We start from the raw sequence: 18,144 nt of genomic DNA, 5'->3' as shown, positions 1-18,144 counted from the left end.
GCCTTGAAGGGAACTGAGTGATCCATGACCGTTCACTCCGAATCGGAGGAAATCGTCATCTATATAACGGCCGGCTTTGCTACGGCTCCTGATTTTTTGGACAGGTTTGGCGCGGCTCTCGCGGCTTGCTTTGAAAAGGCGGGTGCGCGTGCCCGTGTTGTCATTCATTTTCCGTATGGGGATTGGAGTCGGCAACGCCAAAAGCAGCTTCGCGAAATTATGAGTGATCTGTGGAATAATGCTCACAAGAAGCCTTCGCGATATGGCGGCAAAAGCTTAACAAAGTTGATCACAGGCCACTTGCGCCCAGGTCAGACCTTGCTTTTTGTTGGACACAGTGCAGGTGCTGTGGCGTCTGTCCAGGCAGCAGAAGCTTTGATGAAGGCAGGCATCCCAGTTCTTGGGGTGATCCAAATCGGATCGCCGAAATGTGCGATTCCTCCCGAATTGAAAGATCGGGTGTTATATGTAAACGGAGTCAATCAAATGGACCATAAGGTGGACCCAATTCCGCGGCTGGGTACGTGGGGAGGCTGGATCAAGTCTCGTTTTGGCGTATTACGCTGGCATCGCTTGAAGCATGCACCCATTCACAGGAAAACCTTGCCAATGATTGGCGGACATGCTGATTATTTTAGAGATCACAATCCCTACATATGGCAGGATACAACGAATCTGCAAACGACAATTGATTCAATTTGGTCGTGGTTGACACAAAGGCAGGAACACTTTATAGAAAAGGAAGATGAAAATTAAGATGATTACTATTTTAAAAGCAAACATGGAACACAGCAAAGCGGAGGGATACCTTGGCCATGTTCAGTTCAGCGTAGAAGGGCACGAGCATCCTTATGAAATTACGCTGCAAAGCATGCGCAACAAGGACGATTGGAGTTACGCGCTGAACTTTTTGAGTGAATCCGGTAAAGAAGAGGATATTGAAGCAGTAGAAGAGCTTTTGGAAGAAGACGAGTGGTTCGATCTGCTCGTGAATACGGGACTTCAGGTTTTAGAAAAATAGTTGGCATGCGAGACTCAGACATGAGGGGATGATGAGCTTGGATTCATCGATTGATTCTGGAGTCAAACTGGTGCTGAAGGCAAGTTATGACCAGCAGGCTAGAAGGCGCAACGGGGAGACGATGTCGTATTGGAAAATAGACGAGCTTGACGGGTTCCTAGCAAGATTGGAAAAGGCTGGTGGCAGCAGCAAGCGTGTGTTAGATCTTGGCAGCGGTCCGGGTCATCAAGCTGACTATTTGCGGGAACACGGCTGCGAGGTGGTGTGCATCGATTTGTCTGAAGAGATGATTGTCATTTGTCGTGAAAAAGGACTCGAAGCGTACGTGATGGATTTCTTCGCCTTGGAACTGCAGCCTGCGTCGTTTGATGCGGTTTGGTCAATGAATACCCTGCTGCATGTACCGAAAGATAACCTTCTGCAAGTACTCAGGAACGTAGAAGGCGTGCTCAAGCCTGACGGTTTCTTCTATTTGGGACTCTATGGAGGGTACGAAAGCGAAGGGATCTGGGAGGACGACTCTTACAGTCCACATAGGTTTTTCGCTTTTTATGAGGATGAGCATATTCAGCAGAAAGTGAGTGAGGTGTTCGATATTGAGCGCTTCAACGTGCTCCGGATGCCGGATCTGCAGCCCGATTACCAATCGATCATCGCGAAGAGCAAGCAACTCAACCCGTGATTTCACGGGTTTTTTGTTGAGTGGATGGTACTTGTCATTGTACTTGTAGTTGTCATTCTGATTAACGCCGATTACTCCAGCTATTTCCTTTAAATTATCCACTTTATCCCAGTTAGCTGTACATTCTCCAGTTAATTTCAACTTTCTCCAAAGAATTTCGTCCACTAGCGACAATTTAAAGGTAGTTTCTCCCGCTATATCATTCCCAGGATCGAAGTTCCTCCGATTAACGCCGTATTTTCCCTCTAATTTAGGCTGAGGCTACATCCATGTGAAAGTAGCTAACACCCTATGATGGGGTTTAATCCGTCATGCCAGTCATGCATTTACACATCCTCACAATATGTACATACAAGTTAAGCGAGTGTTATAATACGTTCAGAATCAAACGCCTGAGGTGAAACGGAACCATGAAAGAAAAGCAAATGCCGAAATACTTGCAGCTTAAACAGGAAATTTTAACGTGGCTTCACACGGGGAAACTGAAGCCGAACGATCAAATGCCCTCGGAAAACGAAATTGCTGAACAGTTTCAGATGAGCCGCCAAACGGTGCGCCAGACGTTTGGCGAACTTGAGCAAGAGGGCTGGTTGTACCGGATGCAGGGAAAAGGAACGTTCGTATCTACGCCCCAAACGCAAAAAGGTCGTGATGTACAGACAATCGGCATCCTGACCACATACATATCCGATTATATTTTTCCTCATATTGTGAGAGGGGCAGAATCGGCTTTACGTGCAAGAGGCTACAGACTCGTCTTGTCGTCAACAGACAATGATAAGGACAAGGAAAAGGAAAGCTTAACTATGATGTTAAGCCAGCCCCTAAGCGGTCTGATTATAGAGCCTACCAAAAGCGCGGAAGGCAACCCGAATATCAACTATTATCTTTCGCTCGACTATCAGCATATTCCGTATTTGATGATCAATGAACGCTATCCTGAGATGAACTGTCCGTCTTTGGTAGTTGACGATGAAGAGGGCGGCTTCAAGGCGGCGCAGCATCTGATTGAGCTGGGACATCGCAAGATTGCCGGGTTTTTCAAGACGGATGATTTGCAAGGGGTCAATCGCCTAAAAGGATTTATTCGCGCCCACCACCACTACCAGATCCCATTATTACCGGAACTCGTCACCCACTACACAACAGAAGAAAAAAGGCAGAAGCCTTACGAGCATGCACTCGCGTTGCTAGCTCATGAGGACGAGCGTCCAACAGCTTTCGTCTGCTATAACGATGAGCTCGCTGTGCATTTACTTGAAGCTGTACGTACGTTAGGGCTTCAAGTTCCTCAAGATGTCTCGTTAGTGGGCTTTGACGATTCATCTTTAGCGATGGCGACCGAGGTGAAGTTAACGACACTCTCGCATCCCAAAACCGAGTTAGGCACAGATGCTGCTGAGCTTTTGATTGATATGATTGAAAATAAGCGAGTAACGGGCGGAGAGACAGGCAAAATTTATAAGCCCGAACTCATTGTCAGGGAGTCTACGATCCGCCTTCGTGGAGGAGAAAATTAATCTAGTCAACTTGTACGTACAAGTGCTATACTGGACATAGAGATTGGAAAATCAAAGGAGGTTCTCTATGTCTAAGAAGTATGCAATTGGCGTTGACTACGGAACGGAATCCGGACGCGCCGTTCTCGTTGATTTGAGTGACGGCACAGAGGTTGCAGATCATGTTACGCCCTATCCGCACAATGTGATTGACGAGAAACTGCCGATTTCCGGCATTAAACTTGAATATGACTGGGCGCTTCAGCATCCGCAAGATTATCTGGATGTGCTTACGCGATCAGTACCTGCGGTTGTGCAAGCTTCCGGTGTAGATTCAGCCGATATCATCGGTCTTGGCATTGATTTCACAGCATGCACGATGCTTCCTGTGGATACACAAGGTCAGCCGCTTTGCTTCAATCCTGAGTTGACGAAAAATCCGCATAGCTGGGTGAAGCTGTGGAAACATCATGCCGCTCAAGACGAGGCGAACCTGATTAATGAAATAGCTGAGCGCAGAGGCGAAGATTTCCTACCTCGGTACGGCGGGAAAATTTCATCGGAGTGGATGATTGCGAAGGTTTGGCAAATATTAAATGAAGCTCCTGACATTTATGAGCAGACGGATCGTTTCTTAGAAGCGACAGACTGGGTTGTATCGCAAATGACAGGCGCTTCGGATATTGTGCGTAACAGCTGCACGGCTGGTTATAAAGCAATTTGGCATAAGAAGAAGGGCTTTCCAAGCAACGAGTTCTTCAAATCGTTGGACCCGCGTTTGGAAAATGTAACAGAGACGAAGCTGCGCGGCGAGGTTGTAGCACTTGGCACCAAAGCCGGTGAATTAACAGAAGCGATGGCTAAAATGATGGGCTTGCAGCCAGGCATCGCCATTGCTGTAGGGAATGTCGATGCCCACGCGGCTGTACCGGGTGTTGGTGTTGTAACGCCGGGAAAATTAGTGATGGCGATGGGAACTTCGATTTGCCATATGCTTCTTGGGACAGAGGAGCGGGAAGTTGAAGGCATGTGCGGTGTTGTTGAAGACGGCATCATCCCGGGGTATTTGGGTTATGAAGCTGGGCAGTCAGCTGTTGGTGATATTTTTGCCTGGTACGTGGAACAGGGAGTACCTGCTTATGTGCAAGCTGCGGTTGAGCAAGAAGGAACGAATGTGCATGAATGGCTGGAACGTCATGCATCCGCTTACAAACCAGGTGAAACAGGTTTGCTTGCGTTGGATTGGTGGAATGGAAATCGATCCGTGCTGGTAGATACGGAGCTTAATGGCCTTATTCTTGGTTACTCGCTTTTGACAAAGCCGGAAGAGGTTTATCGTTCGCTGCTTGAGGCTACAGCTTATGGAACTCGTAAAATTGTCGACGCTTTTCACAATAATGGGGTTGAGGTACAGGAATTGTACGCATGCGGCGGGCTACCGCAAAAAAATCGCTTGCTGATGCAAATCTATGCGGACGTAACGAATCGCGAGATCAAAGTCGCAGATTCCAAACAAACGCCGGCGCTAGGAGCTGCGATGTTCGGTGCCGTTGCCGCAGGCGCAGCTAAGGGCGGTTACGATAATATCGTCGATGCCGCACAAAAAATGGCGCGTGTACGTACAGATACATTTAAACCTATCCCAGAAAATGTCGTAGTTTACGAGAAGCTTTACCAAGAGTACAGCAAGCTGCACGATTATTTCGGACGCGGAGAGAACGATGTCATGAAGCGCCTTCGTGCAATCCGTGAGGAAGCTCGGCACTAATTCACATTCATCCATCCCATTATCCAAGGAGGCAAATTGCCATGAAAGCTTCAGCAGAAAAGGTGTTTTGGTTTGTAACCGGAAGTCAACACTTATACGGACCTGAAACATTACTTCAAGTAGAGGATCATTCGAAACAGATTACGGAAGGAATTGACCGTGATCCCTCGATACCTAGTAAGCTTTTGTTCAAACAAGTTTTGACGACGCCGGATGCGATTCGCAGACTGTGTTTGGATGCCAATGCGGATGACAACTGTGCAGGTATCATTACTTGGATGCATACATTTTCTCCAGCGAAAATGTGGATAGCCGGCCTTGCTGAGTACCGCAAGCCGCTGCTCCACTTACATACCCAATTCAACCGTGATATCCCATGGGAAACGATTGATATGGATTTCATGAACCTCAATCAAGCGGCGCACGGCGATCGCGAGTATGGCTTTATTGGAGCTCGTATGGGCATTTCCCGTAAAGTTGTTGTTGGTTACTGGGAAGATCCAGCCGTCCTCTCCCGTGTTGCGGGATGGATGCGCACAGCGGTTGCTTTTGTTGAAGGCCGCAGCTTGAAAGTAGCTCGTTTTGGCGATAACATGCGCGAAGTGGCTGTGACGGAAGGGGATAAAGTCGAAGCGCAGATTAAATTTGGCTGGTCTATCAATGGTTATGGCGTCGGCGATCTGGTTCAGCGCGTAAGAGACATTTCCGAATCAGAAGTGGATCAATTAATGGATGAATACAATGAAGCTTATGATATTACACCCGAGGGACGTTCGGCAGGGCCAGTGCGTGAGGCGATACGTGAGCAAGCGCGCATTGAGCTTGGTATGAAAAGCTTTTTGCAAGAGGGCGGATTCGGTGCGTTTACGACATCGTTCGAGGATCTTCACGGTCTGAAGCAGCTGCCTGGGCTTGCTGTTCAGCGGTTGATGGCGCAAGGCTACGGTTTCGGCGGCGAAGGCGACTGGAAAACAGCAGCGCTCACTCGTGTCATGAAGATTATCGCAGGCAATAAAGGGACTTCCTTCATGGAGGATTACACCTATCATATGGAGCCTGGTGCGGAGCTTGTACTTGGCGCTCATATGTTGGAAATTTGTCCGACGATTGCGGCGACACGTCCAACAATCGAAGTACATCCGCTTGGCATCGGCGGGAAAGCAGATCCAGCGCGCCTTGTCTTCGACGGAGCTTCCGGTCCAGCGCTGAATGCATCCCTCATCGATATGGGCAACCGTTTCCGGTTGTTAATAAACGAAGTGGATGCCGTACAACCAGTGAAAGCGATGCCTAAGCTGCCAGTGGCGCGCGTTCTTTGGAAACCGCAGCCGTCCCTTCGTGATTCAGCAGAAGCGTGGATCTATGCAGGCGGGGCTCATCACACCGTTTTCTCCTATCAGGTAAGTACGGAGCAGCTTGTAGATTGGGCGGAATTGGTTGGTATTGAAGTTGTGATTATTAATAAAAACACATCCGCGATGCAGTTCCGGAACGAACTGCGTTGGGGCGAAGCGGCTTGGAAGCGCTAGGCTAACAAGCCGTTCAAATGTACGTACAATGAGGACCGTTCTTCCCCTGAGGGAAGACGGTTTTCTTTTTCCGCCTGAATAAAGAAGTCACTTTTGTCGATATCGATACAATTTTCATCCATTGACTTCCTTGTTTCTCATGCTTTAAAGTAAAATCATATGAGCCTGTCCAAATTATGGGCATCGCATTAGGAGGATTACACAGATGACAACGAAAGCCTACGAAGGAACATTCCAAGGTGAGAAAGCGGTTTGGCTGCAAGCGGGCCGTTATGAAGCAGCCGTTTTGCCGGAAATTGGCGCGAACCTGATTGCTTTTAGAGACAATGAGAAGGAATACCGCTTTCTGCGTGAGCCATCCCAAGATGAAATGGAAGCGTTTAAAGCACGTCCTATTATACATGGTATTCCTGTTTTATTTCCGCCAAACCGTTACGAAGACGGGAAGTTCCCTTGGAAGGGAAACGTTTTTCAATTTCCAGTCAACGAGCCGAAAACGGGCAATCATCTGCATGGTTTTGTCCATGATATCCCTTGGGAAGTGGAGAGATTTGGCGCTAATGAAAGCGACAGCAGCGTCACTTTAGCGCTTAAAGTAAGAGAAGGACATTCCGTATACACGTATTTACCGTTCGAGTTCACGATCCGCCTGACTTATGTGCTGAATCAATTCGGTTTGCAACAGCATATTTCTGTCCATAATGAAGGTCAAGAAGCGATGCCTTGCCTAATTGCTTACCATACGACGATCAATGCGCCTTTTGCGCCGAATTCGCAAGCATCGGATTACAGCTTCAAAATGACCATCGGCAACCGTTGGGAAATGAGCGAGAGAATGCTGCCGACTGGCGAGTATCAACCGCTATCCAGTGAGGAAGCGAAGATGAAAGTCGGGGGCTTATCCCCATTCTTCGAGTCGATGGACAATCACTACACGACAGCTCCACAAAATGGACGTAACTACATGGAATTGACAGACGCTCGCGAAGGCGTCAAACTTGTGTATGACGTGGGCACAACCTATAAACAATGGATGATCTGGAATAATGGCGCTACAGAAGGCTTCTTCTGTCCGGAGCCACAAATGAATTTGGTTAATGCTCCTAATATCGACTTGCCAGCTGATCAAATTGGTCTAGTGAGTCTGGAGCCGGGCGAAGTTTGGAGCGAGTCAGCCCGCCTTTATACGATTGAATTGAAGAAATAAGGCAATAAGTCAGCCCCCTTTTGACGCATGGAGAGAATCAGGCGTGATGCTCTGCTAGCGGGGAGGGGGCATTTTTATCGAAAGCTCAGGTGAACATCATGGAAAAAGAACAATTAATCGCAGAAAATGAACGATTGAAATTGGAGAACGAGAAGCTTAAGCAGGAAATAACCAAGCTTCGCGGAGTTAAACGGCACACAGCCGGATCGATGGACAGCATGTCTACGAAACTTAAGGAAGCACTCAGGGAGTAGAGTAGGAATCCGGGTCGTTCGACAAATCGGATCTCATTCGTTATAATGAGTACTGGAAAAAGGAGGGAAACAACGATGAACGAAACATTACCGCCAAAAACTTGTACCATTGACCGCCTTGTGACCAAAGAAGCTGAGGTTGGCAAAGTATTAGCCGGCCAAAAAACGGCTTGCAGACGCAACGGACGTTATGCTGACATCGGTGAAACGATGGACCTGCAAGGTACTTCTTTTACTGTAACAAAGGTCTACCAGCAATCGCTTGGCGATCTGACAGTGGAAGATGCTAAAGCTGAAGGACATGAAACCATTGACGAATATCGCGACAGTATCTTATCCATTCATCCCGGTATGCCTTGGCTGCCGCAAATGAAAGTTTGGGTACACGAATTTCAAAAAGCCGAATAAGAGATGAAAAAAACAGTGTGGATCGTAGAATCTACACTGTTTTATTGAATTTTTCGACAGAATGGATGATGGAGTTGTCCTGGTACATATTGCTTTTATATATTCATATTTTTAGTGTTGTACTCAGCATTGGCCCTTATTTTGTGTTATTTCCGTTATTGGCTAAAATAAGATCAGCGCCGTTTGAGCTCCTGCCTGAGTTTTTGGAGCCCTTCCGCATTACGGTACGGCTGACGAAACATGCTGGACATGTATTGGTAGCAACCGGAATATTGCTTACTTGGCTAACCGCATGGACATGGAAAACATCATGGATCGTTTTCACGGTGCTTATCATGGTTGCTTCCTTGTATTTTATTGCGCGGGCATTTTCACCGCTGCTGCGAAAGCTTCGTGCACCACATGATGATCGGAATGTATTGGTGAACCAATTACGCAGCGCGTTAATCTGGTATGTGATCATTACGCTGTCGATGATGTGGTTCATGGTGGCGAAACCTTCGTTTTGGTAAGGTTAAGCCTCTGGTTTCCGAGCAAACATGACGACAAAATTGTAATATTTATAGACACAGTCTACATCTGCGAAGCCGCAGGCTTTAAGCCAAGCAAGCTGCTGATCAAGAGGTGCCATTTTATCCAGCTTGGTTCTTTCGTAGGCAGCTTGAAGCGCTTCGGGTGTTAAGTCAGTGGCCTCTATTTTCGCTTCCCAATCCGCGCGGTACAAGTGATCAAGAAAAGGAGATCCCCCTTGGATTTGGTCCGCATTTACGAAGATGCCCCCAGGTTTGAGCAGCTTAAAAATCCTCTCATATAGGTTCTGTTTGGCGCGATCCTCCAGGTGATGAATGGACAAGGCCGATACGACACAGTCAAAAGGTTCATCCGAATCAAAAGCGGTATAATCTCCTGCTTGGATCGTCAAATTTGCGCTCATTTCACCAAATCGCAGCTTTGCGATGTCTAGCATCCCTTGGGAGAGATCAATTAACGTTAGATTTGCATCCGGATAATTGTCCAGGATAAAAGAGGAGAAGAGTCCCGTTCCAGCGCCAAGATCTAGAATACGCGGTGAAGCAGCTTGCGGCTGAACAAGTGAAGTGGCTGTCCTGTAAAAATCATCAAAGCAGGGAATGAGCTTCCTTCGTTGGCCGTCATATTTCTCGGCGATCTCATCGAACTTCGTTATCAGCTGGTCATTGCTTCTCTCAATCATGGGGATCATCTCCGTATCATTGTTTGGCGGTACTTGCTTCTTGGGACTATTTTATAGGGAAAAGAAGGAAAAATCTAAGATATAAATCCGATCATCTTTATAGGTTACACCTATGAAGGTTCTGCGACCTATTGTGATAGGTCAGAAATGGGTTATTTTGCCCGGCGGCGAAAAAGCTGATTCAACACTTCGGAGAAGACAAGTCCGATCGCGATTGCGCCAGAGAGCATGAAGGCTTTGGCAGCCAGCTGCACGGCAAGATCGTAATGATTGAGGACGGCATTTTTCATCGCGTCATAGGCTAGGCCGCCTGGTACTAAGGGAATAATGCCCGCGACACTGAACACAATGACCGGAGTTTTGTATAGTCTCGCGAAAAACTGACTAATGACAGTGACCAAGAAAGACGCTATAAGAGTTGCCAAAATTGGATCTATTGGAATCAATTGTGAAGAGATGTACATCATCCAACCAACCATTCCTATGAATCCGCATTGTATAATAGTACTTCTTGGCACGTTGAATAAGATGGCAAATGCTGCCGTTGAGATGAAGCTAGTGACGAGCTGTCCAAGCATATTCACACCATGCCCTCCCCGTTGTAAAAGGATAATACGAAGGCGATGCCTGCCCCGATGGCAAAAGCCGTTAAAAAAGCCTCAGCCCCCTTGGAAACGCCTGACACAAAGTGCCCTGCCATTAAATCCCGCACCGCATTCGTAATGAGAAGCCCTGGAACTAGCGGCATCACTGAGCCGATAATGATCGTATCCAAATCATGGCCAAACCCTATGTGTACGAATAAAAAAGCCAACGCTCCTATGAATAATGAGGCCAGGAATTCAGCAAAAAATTTAATCCGAACTAAGCGATTAAAATAACCGAGGAAGGTTAAACCTACCCCTCCTGTAACAAATGCCGGCAGGAAGTCATGCCACATCCCTTTGAACATGATTAAGAAGCAACCACTCGCAATCGCGGCGGCAAGTATTTTCACCCAAGTCGGAAAGCTGGTATTGGCTGCATCGATCTCTGAAAGCAGGCGATAGGCTTCTTGAGGCGTTAAATCTCCTTTGCTGATGCGTCTGGAGATGGCATTCACGACGGTTACTTTATGAAGATCGGTTGATCGCGTCGAAATTCGAATCAGTCTTGTCGTTTGCGCAGGCCCATCGATAGAGAAGATGATGCCGGTGGGTGTGACGAAGCTATGCGAGTTAGGGATGCCAAAGCCTTCTGCAACGTGGGTCATGGTATCTTCAACACGATAGGTTTCTCCGCCATTTTCGAGCATAATTTTACCGGCGAGCAAACAAACTTGAGCGATTTCATAATTAGTTGGTGGGAGAGTTTCCATCATTGCTTGTCTCCTGTTTTCGTATTTGACCAAAGTATAATACATTATGGTAGTAATTCCTAAGACAAGCCTAACGTATGGTGAACATCTCGTAAATAGCGAAAAAAATAGGGGTGTCTCATAAGGTTATGACAACCTGATGGACAACCCCTTTTTTATACGGTACATTCCTATTATTGTGATCGCTGGGCAGGATGAACAGCCGTTTTTTCCCAATCCAGCAGCAGCTTGATGGTCTCATCCAATTGTTGTTCCGCAGAAATGTCTGCAGGATGATCTCCTTTTTGAAAGCCATAGCTGCCAAATTGCGAATGATTCCCGCCTCGGATCGTATGATATTCAGCCGTACTGGGTAAATCGCTTTTTGCTTTTGTTAACGCAGCCATATTAACAGCTCCATCATTGGAACCAACGATGGAGAACACAGGCAAATTCGACGAAACTAAGCTTCCTTTTGGATCAGGATAGGAAGCAAGTAAAAACACGCCTTCTAATTCGCTGGCATGCGCAGCGGCATATCGAGCGGCCATCACGCCGCCAAGGGAGTGCCCGCCAAGCAGAAAAGTCTCATCCGCATGCTTCGAGTCAATAATCGGCTGAGCGCGGTCTCCGCCGAAAATCGCCAGATTCATTGGCATTTTCACAATATAAACACGATGACCTGCTTGCGCAAATGCTTGGGCATAGGTTGCATAGCTCTCGGGCTTCACGAGACCGCCGGGATAATAAATGATGCTGGGTTGCACAGGTACTTTGGGTTCAAAACGTATAACCTGTACCTCATCACTGACCGTTATCTCGCCCGTCGATTGCATGGCAGACAAAGCAGTAAGACTAGGTTGGTAGGGTCTCAAATACCAGTAGATTAATCCCGCCAGAATGACAAGCAGGGCTAACCCACCTTTCCACCAGTGGCGTTTGAAAGCTTTCACGATCCATCACCTCTCGCTGAGTAGGTTATCAATTCAATGGGTGACGTGTCAAGAAAGTCTATTTGAGGAGGTATGATGAACATGGATTATTATTTGACTGACTTAGACGGAACTTTGCTTCGCTCAAATGCCACCATATCCGGCTACAGTGTCCGTGTCATCACTGAAGCATTAGATGCTGGAACGGTCATCAGCTACGCAACAGCAAGGAGTTATCAAAGCTCAACGGCCGTTGTTTCTCAAATTCCTTGGCGATACCCGCTTGTACTTTACAATGGGGCCTTACTATTCGACCCTGTGCATGAACACGTGTTAGACGGTTACTTTCTTGACCGGGAACGAACAGAATCGATTTTAGCTATCGGTAAATCAAGAGGATTTGTTCCACTCTTATTCGCATTAGACCATGAAGATCAGGAAAAGGTCCTGCATGAAAAGCTGATTAGAACAGGGGATCTGCAGTTTGCTGCTAGTCGACCGAATGATCCAAGATTCAGTGAAGTGAAGGAGCTGAGCTGTCCACCACATTTACGAACGCTGCTCATCACATATATTGGTTTGCTGGAGGAGTTAGAGCCGCTAAAACAGGCCGTCACTACTGCATTTGGCTCAGAAGTACACATTCATATGATGAAAGACAATTATATTGAGAATCATTATTTTCTCGAATTCAGCCATCCGAAGGCGAACAAGCAGGAAGGGCTCCTTTTATGGGCAAAACACGTTGGCTGCACGTCCGACAATATCACGGTTTTTGGCGATAATCTCAATGATATCGGTATGTTTCGTGCTGCTGGCCGCAAAATTGCCGTGGAAAATGCGCATTCTGAGATTCTGAACATGGCAGATGAAGTCGTGTCGAGCAATGATCAGGACGGCGTCGCCGCCTATGTGGAAGCTCGTTTGAAAATGGGGGTATAATGGAGGAAATGGGGGTAAAGGAGTGAATTAACTTATGCCTTATAACGATGAACACATGAGTTACACGAATACGTTCATTCAAGTCGCTGCGGATTGCCCAGTTGAGATGGGAGTCGTGCCGCCGATGAAAAAGGAAGGCAAAACAGCTCACCGGATTCAATATGAGCTGTTGTCCCAAAATCCGTACAAATTCACGCAAGGCGATCTCATTTATGCGGTACATCTGCAGCATAAACAGATTCCAGAGACGGAAAGCGAGCTGCACGGAGAAGAAATTCGTGAGGCGCTGTTTGCCAAAAACCACCCCTGTTTGCGAGCATCCATGCTCCCGAAGAAGCACGGTTGGGGCGTTCACTACAATGAGGAAGGCAAAATAGCAATCTACCTGATGGAATCGGAAGCGTACCAGCAGTTTGTCGAAGCAGGGACACACCAACCAGATGGGCTTAAGCTTTTATTTGCAATGCGCAGTTCTCGCGGATGAGATGTATATGTTTTGGGGGTAACCATCGATGGTTACCCCTTTTTTTGTATTTGTGGGGGTTATAGTGGCGTGAAAAACAACTTTACAGCAGTTGGAGCGGATGGGTCTCAAGCGGGCGATCTAGAAAGAATTCTCTGCTGAACTAGATGGAAAAAGCACCGTTATTCTGGGCCGATCTGCGGCAGGGAATGAAAGTAGCAGCAGAAACTCCAGTTAAATCGTCGATGTTACCCTAAATCTGCTTGATTTGGTGAAATTAGTGGTAGAAATTCCAGTTATTTGCACAAAAATGGAGCGAATGGAGTATATAACAGGAGTAATCGGCGTTAATTTACAAGTTAGATAAAATTGAATGGTAGCCTTACAAACATCGACGCATCGGGGAAATAGTGATTCTAGAGTCATTCAATCTAACTGATAACGATGACATGATATGCACAATGGCCTGAATCGGTATTTTTGTGTTTTGTTGACATTTTTATAAACGAAATAATATAATGTCTATGAATTACTAAACAATTTGAGGAAGTGTTTGTTGTGGAAGTGTCTGATAAGTTTTGGCAGGCTTCAATCGACGACTGGAAGCGCGGCTACATGAAGGAGAATGAATGCTATACTTGTCTGTTTTGCGGCAAGCGGACAGAAGCGGGGATTATTTATCCGGAAAGCGGAGTTCTATATGAAGCTGAGCGTTATATGAAATGGCATATCCAGCATGCGCATATTTCGGTTTTTCACTATTTAATCGGACTGGACAAAAAGCTCACCGGGCTGACTGATCATCAGAATAGTTTGTTGAAGCTTTTCTATGATGGCAAGAACGATAGTGAGGTTCAGCAGGAACTCGGGATTGGCAGCGCCTCGACCATTCGGAATCATCGCTTTGGACTGAAAGAAAAAGAACGGCAGGCCAAAGTTTTTCTAACGATGATGGAGCTATTGAAAGAAAAAGATCAGCATGCGCCAACCTTTGTAGACATTCATAAAACGGCTACGATGGTGGATGAACGATACAATGTAACACAAAATGAGTATGAGCAGATTATTAAAAAGTATTTCCCAGAAGGCACTTCGGGAAAGCTCATCTCCTTTTCGCAGCAAGAAAAACACAAGTTTGTTGTCCTGCGTGAAATCGCCAAACGATTTGAACAGGATCGCTTTTATGCAGAAAAGGAAGTCAATGAGTTATTAAAGCCGGTGTTTCACGACTATGTGAAAGTCCGCAGGTATCTAATTGAATATGGCTTTCTGGACCGCGAACCAGATGGCAGCCAATATTGGTTGAAAGGATGAAGATGAGAACATGACAAAAAGAGAATCGAATCAACGGAGACAAGAACTTCAGCAAATATATAAAGAAACGAAAAAGGAATCCGGTGTATTTCAAATCCGCAATACGGTGAACGATAAGAGATGGATCTCGAGCACAAAAAATTTACGTTCCATGAATGGCAAACGAATGGAGCTTGATATGGGCAAACACATGAATCATGCGCTGCAATTGGAATTGAACGAATTTGGGAGCAGCGTCTTTGAAATAGAGGTATTGGAAGTACTTGAAGTCAAGGAAACAGGGTATTTCGACGAGGACGACGCCTTGAGGAAGCTGGAAGACAAATGGCTGGAACAGCTTCAGCCTTATGATGATCGCGGCTATAATAAGCGAAAGCCTGTATAATCCGGGTCATTTCTCCATTCCTATTCAAGGTTTTGGTTTAGTAATGGATTTACTGAGAATTTTTAGTATAATCGTAGGTAGAGATTGAAAACTCTTACTACACTTTTACTAATAAGGAGTCGTATCATGACAAAAACACTTATTTTCGGACATAAAAATCCGGACACTGATTCAATCACTTCAGCAATTGCTTATGCAGCATTGAAAACGAAGCTTGGCCAAGAGGTTGAAGCCGTTCGTCTAGGCGCCGTGAATGGTGAAACACAATTTGCACTCGATACATTTAAAGTAGCAGCGCCTCGTCAAGTTGACACGGTTGCGAATGAAGCTGTGAATGTGATCTTGGTTGACCACGTTGAGCGTCAGCAAAGCGCTACGGATATTGATCAAGTGCGTGTAGTGGAAGTAATCGACCACCATCGTATTGCGAATTTCGAGACTAGCCACCCGCTGTACTATCGTGCAGAGCCTGTTGGTTGCACAGCAACGATTTTGAATAAATTGTACAAAGAAAACGGCGTTTCCATCGATAAGGACATTGCAGGCTTGATGCTTTCTGCTATCATTTCAGATTCCTTGTTGTTCAAATCTCCAACTTGCACAGAGCAAGACGTTGCAGCAGCTCGTGAGCTTGCAGCTATTGCTGGCGTAGACGCTGAAGTATATGGTCTTGACATGCTGAAAGCCGGCGCTGATCTGAGCGACAAAACCATTGCACAATTGATCTCCTTGGACGCAAAAGAGTTCCAAATGGGCAGCTACAAAGTTGAAATCGCACAAGTTAACGCGGTGGATGTCAAGGATGTACTTGTGAAGCAAGCCGAAATCGAAGCTGCACTGAACACCATCATTGCAGAGAAGAACTTGGATTTGTTCCTATTCGTTGTTACAGATATTCTTAACAATGATTCCGTGGGTCTTGCCCTTGGACGCAAAGCGGAAGCAGTTGAAAAAGCGTACAGTGTGACACTCTCCGATAACAAAGCGCTTCTCAAAGGTGTAGTTTCCCGTAAATCTCAAATCGTTCCTGTTCTTACGGACATTTTCAACAATCTGTAAGCTTGTAACGGCATAGCGAAGGCATCGTTCACGCAAGTGGACGGTGTCTTTTTGGTGATCGCGCAATCTTTTGGTATGATAGAAGTGATTTTAATGAAAGAGGTGGAGAAAGAGATGGAAACTAACGTTCAACAAGGCAAGTATGACAAAGCAACATTTGCCGGGGGATGCTTCTGGTGTATGGTTACGCCGTTCGACCAGCTGCCGGGGATTGTGTCCGTCGTATCTGGTTATATAGGCGGCCATACAAGTAATCCGACGTATGAAGAGGTTTGCTCGGAAACAACAGGTCACGCAGAAGCCGTCCAAATTACATTTGATCCCGAACTTTTTTCGTACAATAAATTATTGGAGACCTATTGGCGCCAAATCGACCCTACCGATGCTGGCGGTCAGTTCCATGACCGCGGTTCATCCTATCGTACAGCGATTTTCGCTCATACGGATCAGCAGAAGTTGGAAGCGGAAGCCTCCAAGCAAGCATTACAGGATAGCGGCCGTTTTAACGCTCCGATCGTAACAGAAATCGTGCGTATCGATGCGGATGCCTTCCACCCGGGAGAAGACTATCACCAGGACTATCATCATAAAAATCCGCTGCGCTACAAGGCATATCGCAAAGGCTCCGGGCGAGATGCGTTTATCGAGAAACATTGGAACACGGCTAAAGATAAAGAGGAGCGCAAGAAAAAGCTTACTCCCTTGCAGTATGAAGTTACGCAAAAAAACGGGACAGAACGGCCTTTTGAGAATGAATTCTGGGACTCCCATGAAAAAGGGTTGTACGTAGACATCGTCTCTGGCGAGCCGTTGTTCACGTCTATTGATAAATTTGACTCAGGCTGCGGTTGGCCTAGCTTTACGAAGCCGGTATTCGAAGGCAGCGTGAAAGAGAAAACCGACACCAGTCATTTCATGGTCAGGACAGAAGTACGCAGCCATGAAGCGGATTCGCATTTGGGTCACGTGTTTAACGACGGTCCAGGACCAACTAGACTCAGATACTGTATCAATTCAGCCGCCATGCGGTTCATTCCGTTAGCTGATATGGAAAAAGAAGGATATGGAGCTTATCTTCGATTCTTTGAAGGCAACTAATCTGCTTTCGCATTGGTGATTAAGAAAAGACGCTAGTCAGGTTAGTAGCCTGATTAGCGTCTTTTCGCTTTTATGCTCAGTTCTTTAATCTTTATACCAGGGATTTAAATGGATGAGTACTTCATCTACATCGGCGTGCTGGTCCATGATCGATTTTTTGATCACACGGGTAATATCGTGCCCCTCTTGAACGGTTAGTTCACCAGGGATGGATACTCTAGCATCTACCAGAATGTAATGACCATGTTCGCGGGCACGAATACGATCTATTCGTTTTACTTGAGGCACGGCCTCAATCAGTATGATGAATTGGTGCAGCTTCTCTTGATCGACCGTTTTTTCCATCAAAATATCGAAGGATTCTATGCCCATTTCCACAGCTATTCTTAAAACGAGCAAGGAGACGATAATTCCTGCCGCGGCATCGCCAAAGGATAACCACGCAATATCATAGGCTCCTCCAACAAAAGCCAAGCCAATACCGACAACTGCGGCCAGCGACGCATAGACATCCGCTAAGTGATCTTTCGCAGTCGCTATCAGTCCCTTGCTGCTCGTGCTAATACCAATTCGCATGGTGTACTTATATAGCGCATATTTCCAAACGGTTGAAATAACAGCAGCCGTAAATGCGACCCAGCTTGGGGATTGCGGCTCATGAAATAAGGCAATAGTTGAATGATAACCAATATAAAGAGCGGCAATAAGCAGGATGAAAGCGACAAACCCGGAACCGAGCACTTCGGCTTTGCCATGCCCGTAAGGGTGGTCCTCATCGGCTGGAAGCTTGGATATGCGCATGGCGCTAAGGGCTGCGATGGTGGCGATAATATCGCCAGCATTATGGAGTCCATCGGCAAGTAAGACTTCACTTTGGAACCACAGCCCGATAATAATTTTCATGATGGTTAGAAAAATGTTGCTGATTAGCGAAAGCCAGATCGCCAGTACGGATGATTTGTTGTCTCCAGTCATTAATGATGACCTCCTACAGAAGTGTTTCCCGAAGGAAAAAAAATCCCTTGACCTAAGGC

General features: G+C 46.4%; 21 protein-coding genes. 16 read left to right on the top strand and 5 right to left on the bottom strand.

The window, feature by feature from the left end:
• Nucleotides 1-24: 24 nt before the first annotated feature.
• From AC58UW_RS10970 to AC58UW_RS10925, 10 genes are all read left to right on the top strand, one after another.
• Entirely contained in the window at nt 25-756 is a 732-nt protein-coding gene (locus AC58UW_RS10970) for a hypothetical protein (RefSeq protein WP_497420709.1), read from the top strand.
• A 1-nt stretch (nt 757) separates the two neighbouring features.
• A complete protein-coding gene (locus AC58UW_RS10965; protein WP_497420708.1) occupies nt 758-1,021 on the top strand; it encodes a hypothetical protein in 264 nt (87 codons plus the stop codon).
• Nucleotides 1,022-1,058: 37 nt separating this feature from the next.
• On the top strand, nt 1,059-1,703 hold the full coding sequence (locus AC58UW_RS10960; RefSeq protein WP_497420707.1) for a class I SAM-dependent methyltransferase: 645 nt from the start codon (nt 1,059-1,061) through the stop codon (nt 1,701-1,703).
• Nucleotides 1,704-2,113: 410 nt separating this feature from the next.
• A complete protein-coding gene (locus AC58UW_RS10955; protein WP_497420706.1) occupies nt 2,114-3,223 on the top strand; it encodes a GntR family transcriptional regulator in 1,110 nt (369 codons plus the stop codon).
• 67 nt (nt 3,224-3,290) lie between these two features.
• Entirely contained in the window at nt 3,291-4,970 is a 1,680-nt protein-coding gene (locus tag AC58UW_RS10950) for a ribulokinase (RefSeq protein ID WP_497420705.1), read from the top strand.
• 41 nt (nt 4,971-5,011) lie between these two features.
• Nucleotides 5,012-6,499, top strand: a complete 1,488-nt coding sequence (gene araA / locus AC58UW_RS10945; protein ID WP_497420704.1) for an L-arabinose isomerase — start codon at nt 5,012-5,014, stop codon at nt 6,497-6,499.
• A 205-nt stretch (nt 6,500-6,704) separates the two neighbouring features.
• Nucleotides 6,705-7,706, top strand: coding sequence for an aldose 1-epimerase (locus tag AC58UW_RS10940; RefSeq protein WP_497420703.1), 1,002 nt, complete (start codon nt 6,705-6,707; stop codon nt 7,704-7,706).
• A 98-nt stretch (nt 7,707-7,804) separates the two neighbouring features.
• Nucleotides 7,805-7,960: a hypothetical protein gene (locus tag AC58UW_RS10935; RefSeq protein WP_497420702.1), complete on the top strand. Its 156-nt coding sequence runs from the start codon at nt 7,805-7,807 to the stop codon at nt 7,958-7,960.
• A gap of 75 nt (nt 7,961-8,035) precedes the next feature.
• A complete protein-coding gene (locus AC58UW_RS10930) occupies nt 8,036-8,368 on the top strand; it encodes an ASCH domain-containing protein (protein WP_497420701.1) in 333 nt (110 codons plus the stop codon).
• Between the two features lie 158 nt (nt 8,369-8,526).
• Nucleotides 8,527-8,880, top strand: a complete 354-nt coding sequence (locus tag AC58UW_RS10925) for a hypothetical protein (protein WP_497420700.1) — start codon at nt 8,527-8,529, stop codon at nt 8,878-8,880.
• A gap of 2 nt (nt 8,881-8,882) precedes the next feature.
• On the opposite strand, the gene AC58UW_RS10920 is transcribed toward AC58UW_RS10925, so the two are convergent.
• The 4 genes from AC58UW_RS10920 to AC58UW_RS10905 form a co-directional block, all read right to left on the bottom strand.
• Nucleotides 8,883-9,581 (bottom strand): class I SAM-dependent methyltransferase, encoded by a 699-nt coding sequence (locus tag AC58UW_RS10920; RefSeq protein ID WP_497420699.1) that lies wholly within the window; start codon nt 9,579-9,581, stop codon nt 8,883-8,885.
• Nucleotides 9,582-9,733: 152 nt separating this feature from the next.
• On the bottom strand, nt 9,734-10,159 hold the full coding sequence (locus tag AC58UW_RS10915; protein WP_497421183.1) for a threonine/serine exporter family protein: 426 nt from the start codon (nt 10,157-10,159) through the stop codon (nt 9,734-9,736).
• 2 nt (nt 10,160-10,161) lie between these two features.
• Nucleotides 10,162-10,938, bottom strand: coding sequence for a threonine/serine exporter family protein (locus AC58UW_RS10910; RefSeq protein WP_497420698.1), 777 nt, complete (start codon nt 10,936-10,938; stop codon nt 10,162-10,164).
• A gap of 173 nt (nt 10,939-11,111) precedes the next feature.
• On the bottom strand, nt 11,112-11,870 hold the full coding sequence (locus AC58UW_RS10905; RefSeq protein WP_497420697.1) for an alpha/beta hydrolase: 759 nt from the start codon (nt 11,868-11,870) through the stop codon (nt 11,112-11,114).
• 81 nt (nt 11,871-11,951) lie between these two features.
• Between AC58UW_RS10905 and AC58UW_RS10900 the strand changes: the two genes are divergently transcribed.
• From AC58UW_RS10900 to msrB, 6 genes are all read left to right on the top strand, one after another.
• Entirely contained in the window at nt 11,952-12,791 is an 840-nt protein-coding gene (locus AC58UW_RS10900; protein WP_497420696.1) for an HAD family hydrolase, read from the top strand.
• A 34-nt stretch (nt 12,792-12,825) separates the two neighbouring features.
• Nucleotides 12,826-13,275 carry a DUF6157 family protein gene (locus AC58UW_RS10895; protein ID WP_497420695.1) on the top strand — a complete coding sequence of 150 codons (450 nt, stop codon included), beginning with the start codon at nt 12,826-12,828 and terminating at the stop codon, nt 13,273-13,275.
• Nucleotides 13,276-13,812: 537 nt separating this feature from the next.
• Nucleotides 13,813-14,568, top strand: a complete 756-nt coding sequence (locus AC58UW_RS10890; RefSeq protein WP_497420694.1) for a DUF2087 domain-containing protein — start codon at nt 13,813-13,815, stop codon at nt 14,566-14,568.
• Between the two features lie 10 nt (nt 14,569-14,578).
• A complete protein-coding gene (locus AC58UW_RS10885; RefSeq protein ID WP_497420693.1) occupies nt 14,579-14,953 on the top strand; it encodes a GIY-YIG nuclease family protein in 375 nt (124 codons plus the stop codon).
• A 126-nt stretch (nt 14,954-15,079) separates the two neighbouring features.
• Nucleotides 15,080-16,012, top strand: coding sequence for a manganese-dependent inorganic pyrophosphatase (locus AC58UW_RS10880; RefSeq protein WP_497420692.1), 933 nt, complete (start codon nt 15,080-15,082; stop codon nt 16,010-16,012).
• 114 nt (nt 16,013-16,126) lie between these two features.
• Nucleotides 16,127-17,110: a peptide-methionine (R)-S-oxide reductase MsrB gene (msrB, locus tag AC58UW_RS10875; RefSeq protein ID WP_497420691.1), complete on the top strand. Its 984-nt coding sequence runs from the start codon at nt 16,127-16,129 to the stop codon at nt 17,108-17,110.
• 84 nt (nt 17,111-17,194) lie between these two features.
• Here the strand turns inward: msrB and AC58UW_RS10870 are convergent, their stop codons facing one another.
• Entirely contained in the window at nt 17,195-18,085 is an 891-nt protein-coding gene (locus AC58UW_RS10870; RefSeq protein ID WP_497420690.1) for a cation diffusion facilitator family transporter, read from the bottom strand.
• Nucleotides 18,086-18,144 lie beyond the last annotated feature (59 nt).

The organism is Paenibacillus sp. J22R160, from assembly GCF_059692135.1.
Note: the sequence above shows the minus strand (reverse complement) of the source record. Positions and strands in the feature narration are given on the sequence as shown.

Coding starts and splice junctions, on each gene's coding strand:
- AC58UW_RS10895 (WP_497420695.1), top strand. CDS start 12,826: ATGCCTTATAACGATGAACACATGAGTTACACGAATACGTTCATTCAA.
- AC58UW_RS10935 (WP_497420702.1), top strand. CDS start 7,805: ATGGAAAAAGAACAATTAATCGCAGAAAATGAACGATTGAAATTGGAG.
- AC58UW_RS10900 (WP_497420696.1), top strand. CDS start 11,952: ATGGATTATTATTTGACTGACTTAGACGGAACTTTGCTTCGCTCAAAT.
- AC58UW_RS10930 (WP_497420701.1), top strand. CDS start 8,036: ATGAACGAAACATTACCGCCAAAAACTTGTACCATTGACCGCCTTGTG.
- araA (WP_497420704.1), top strand. CDS start 5,012: ATGAAAGCTTCAGCAGAAAAGGTGTTTTGGTTTGTAACCGGAAGTCAA.
- AC58UW_RS10940 (WP_497420703.1), top strand. CDS start 6,705: ATGACAACGAAAGCCTACGAAGGAACATTCCAAGGTGAGAAAGCGGTT.
- AC58UW_RS10910 (WP_497420698.1), bottom strand. CDS start 10,938: ATGGAAACTCTCCCACCAACTAATTATGAAATCGCTCAAGTTTGTTTG.
- AC58UW_RS10955 (WP_497420706.1), top strand. CDS start 2,114: ATGAAAGAAAAGCAAATGCCGAAATACTTGCAGCTTAAACAGGAAATT.
- AC58UW_RS10915 (WP_497421183.1), bottom strand. CDS start 10,159: ATGCTTGGACAGCTCGTCACTAGCTTCATCTCAACGGCAGCATTTGCC.
- AC58UW_RS10970 (WP_497420709.1), top strand. CDS start 25: ATGACCGTTCACTCCGAATCGGAGGAAATCGTCATCTATATAACGGCC.
- AC58UW_RS10965 (WP_497420708.1), top strand. CDS start 758: ATGATTACTATTTTAAAAGCAAACATGGAACACAGCAAAGCGGAGGGA.
- AC58UW_RS10885 (WP_497420693.1), top strand. CDS start 14,579: ATGACAAAAAGAGAATCGAATCAACGGAGACAAGAACTTCAGCAAATA.
- AC58UW_RS10950 (WP_497420705.1), top strand. CDS start 3,291: ATGTCTAAGAAGTATGCAATTGGCGTTGACTACGGAACGGAATCCGGA.
- AC58UW_RS10870 (WP_497420690.1), bottom strand. CDS start 18,085: ATGACTGGAGACAACAAATCATCCGTACTGGCGATCTGGCTTTCGCTA.
- AC58UW_RS10920 (WP_497420699.1), bottom strand. CDS start 9,581: ATGATTGAGAGAAGCAATGACCAGCTGATAACGAAGTTCGATGAGATC.
- AC58UW_RS10880 (WP_497420692.1), top strand. CDS start 15,080: ATGACAAAAACACTTATTTTCGGACATAAAAATCCGGACACTGATTCA.
- msrB (WP_497420691.1), top strand. CDS start 16,127: ATGGAAACTAACGTTCAACAAGGCAAGTATGACAAAGCAACATTTGCC.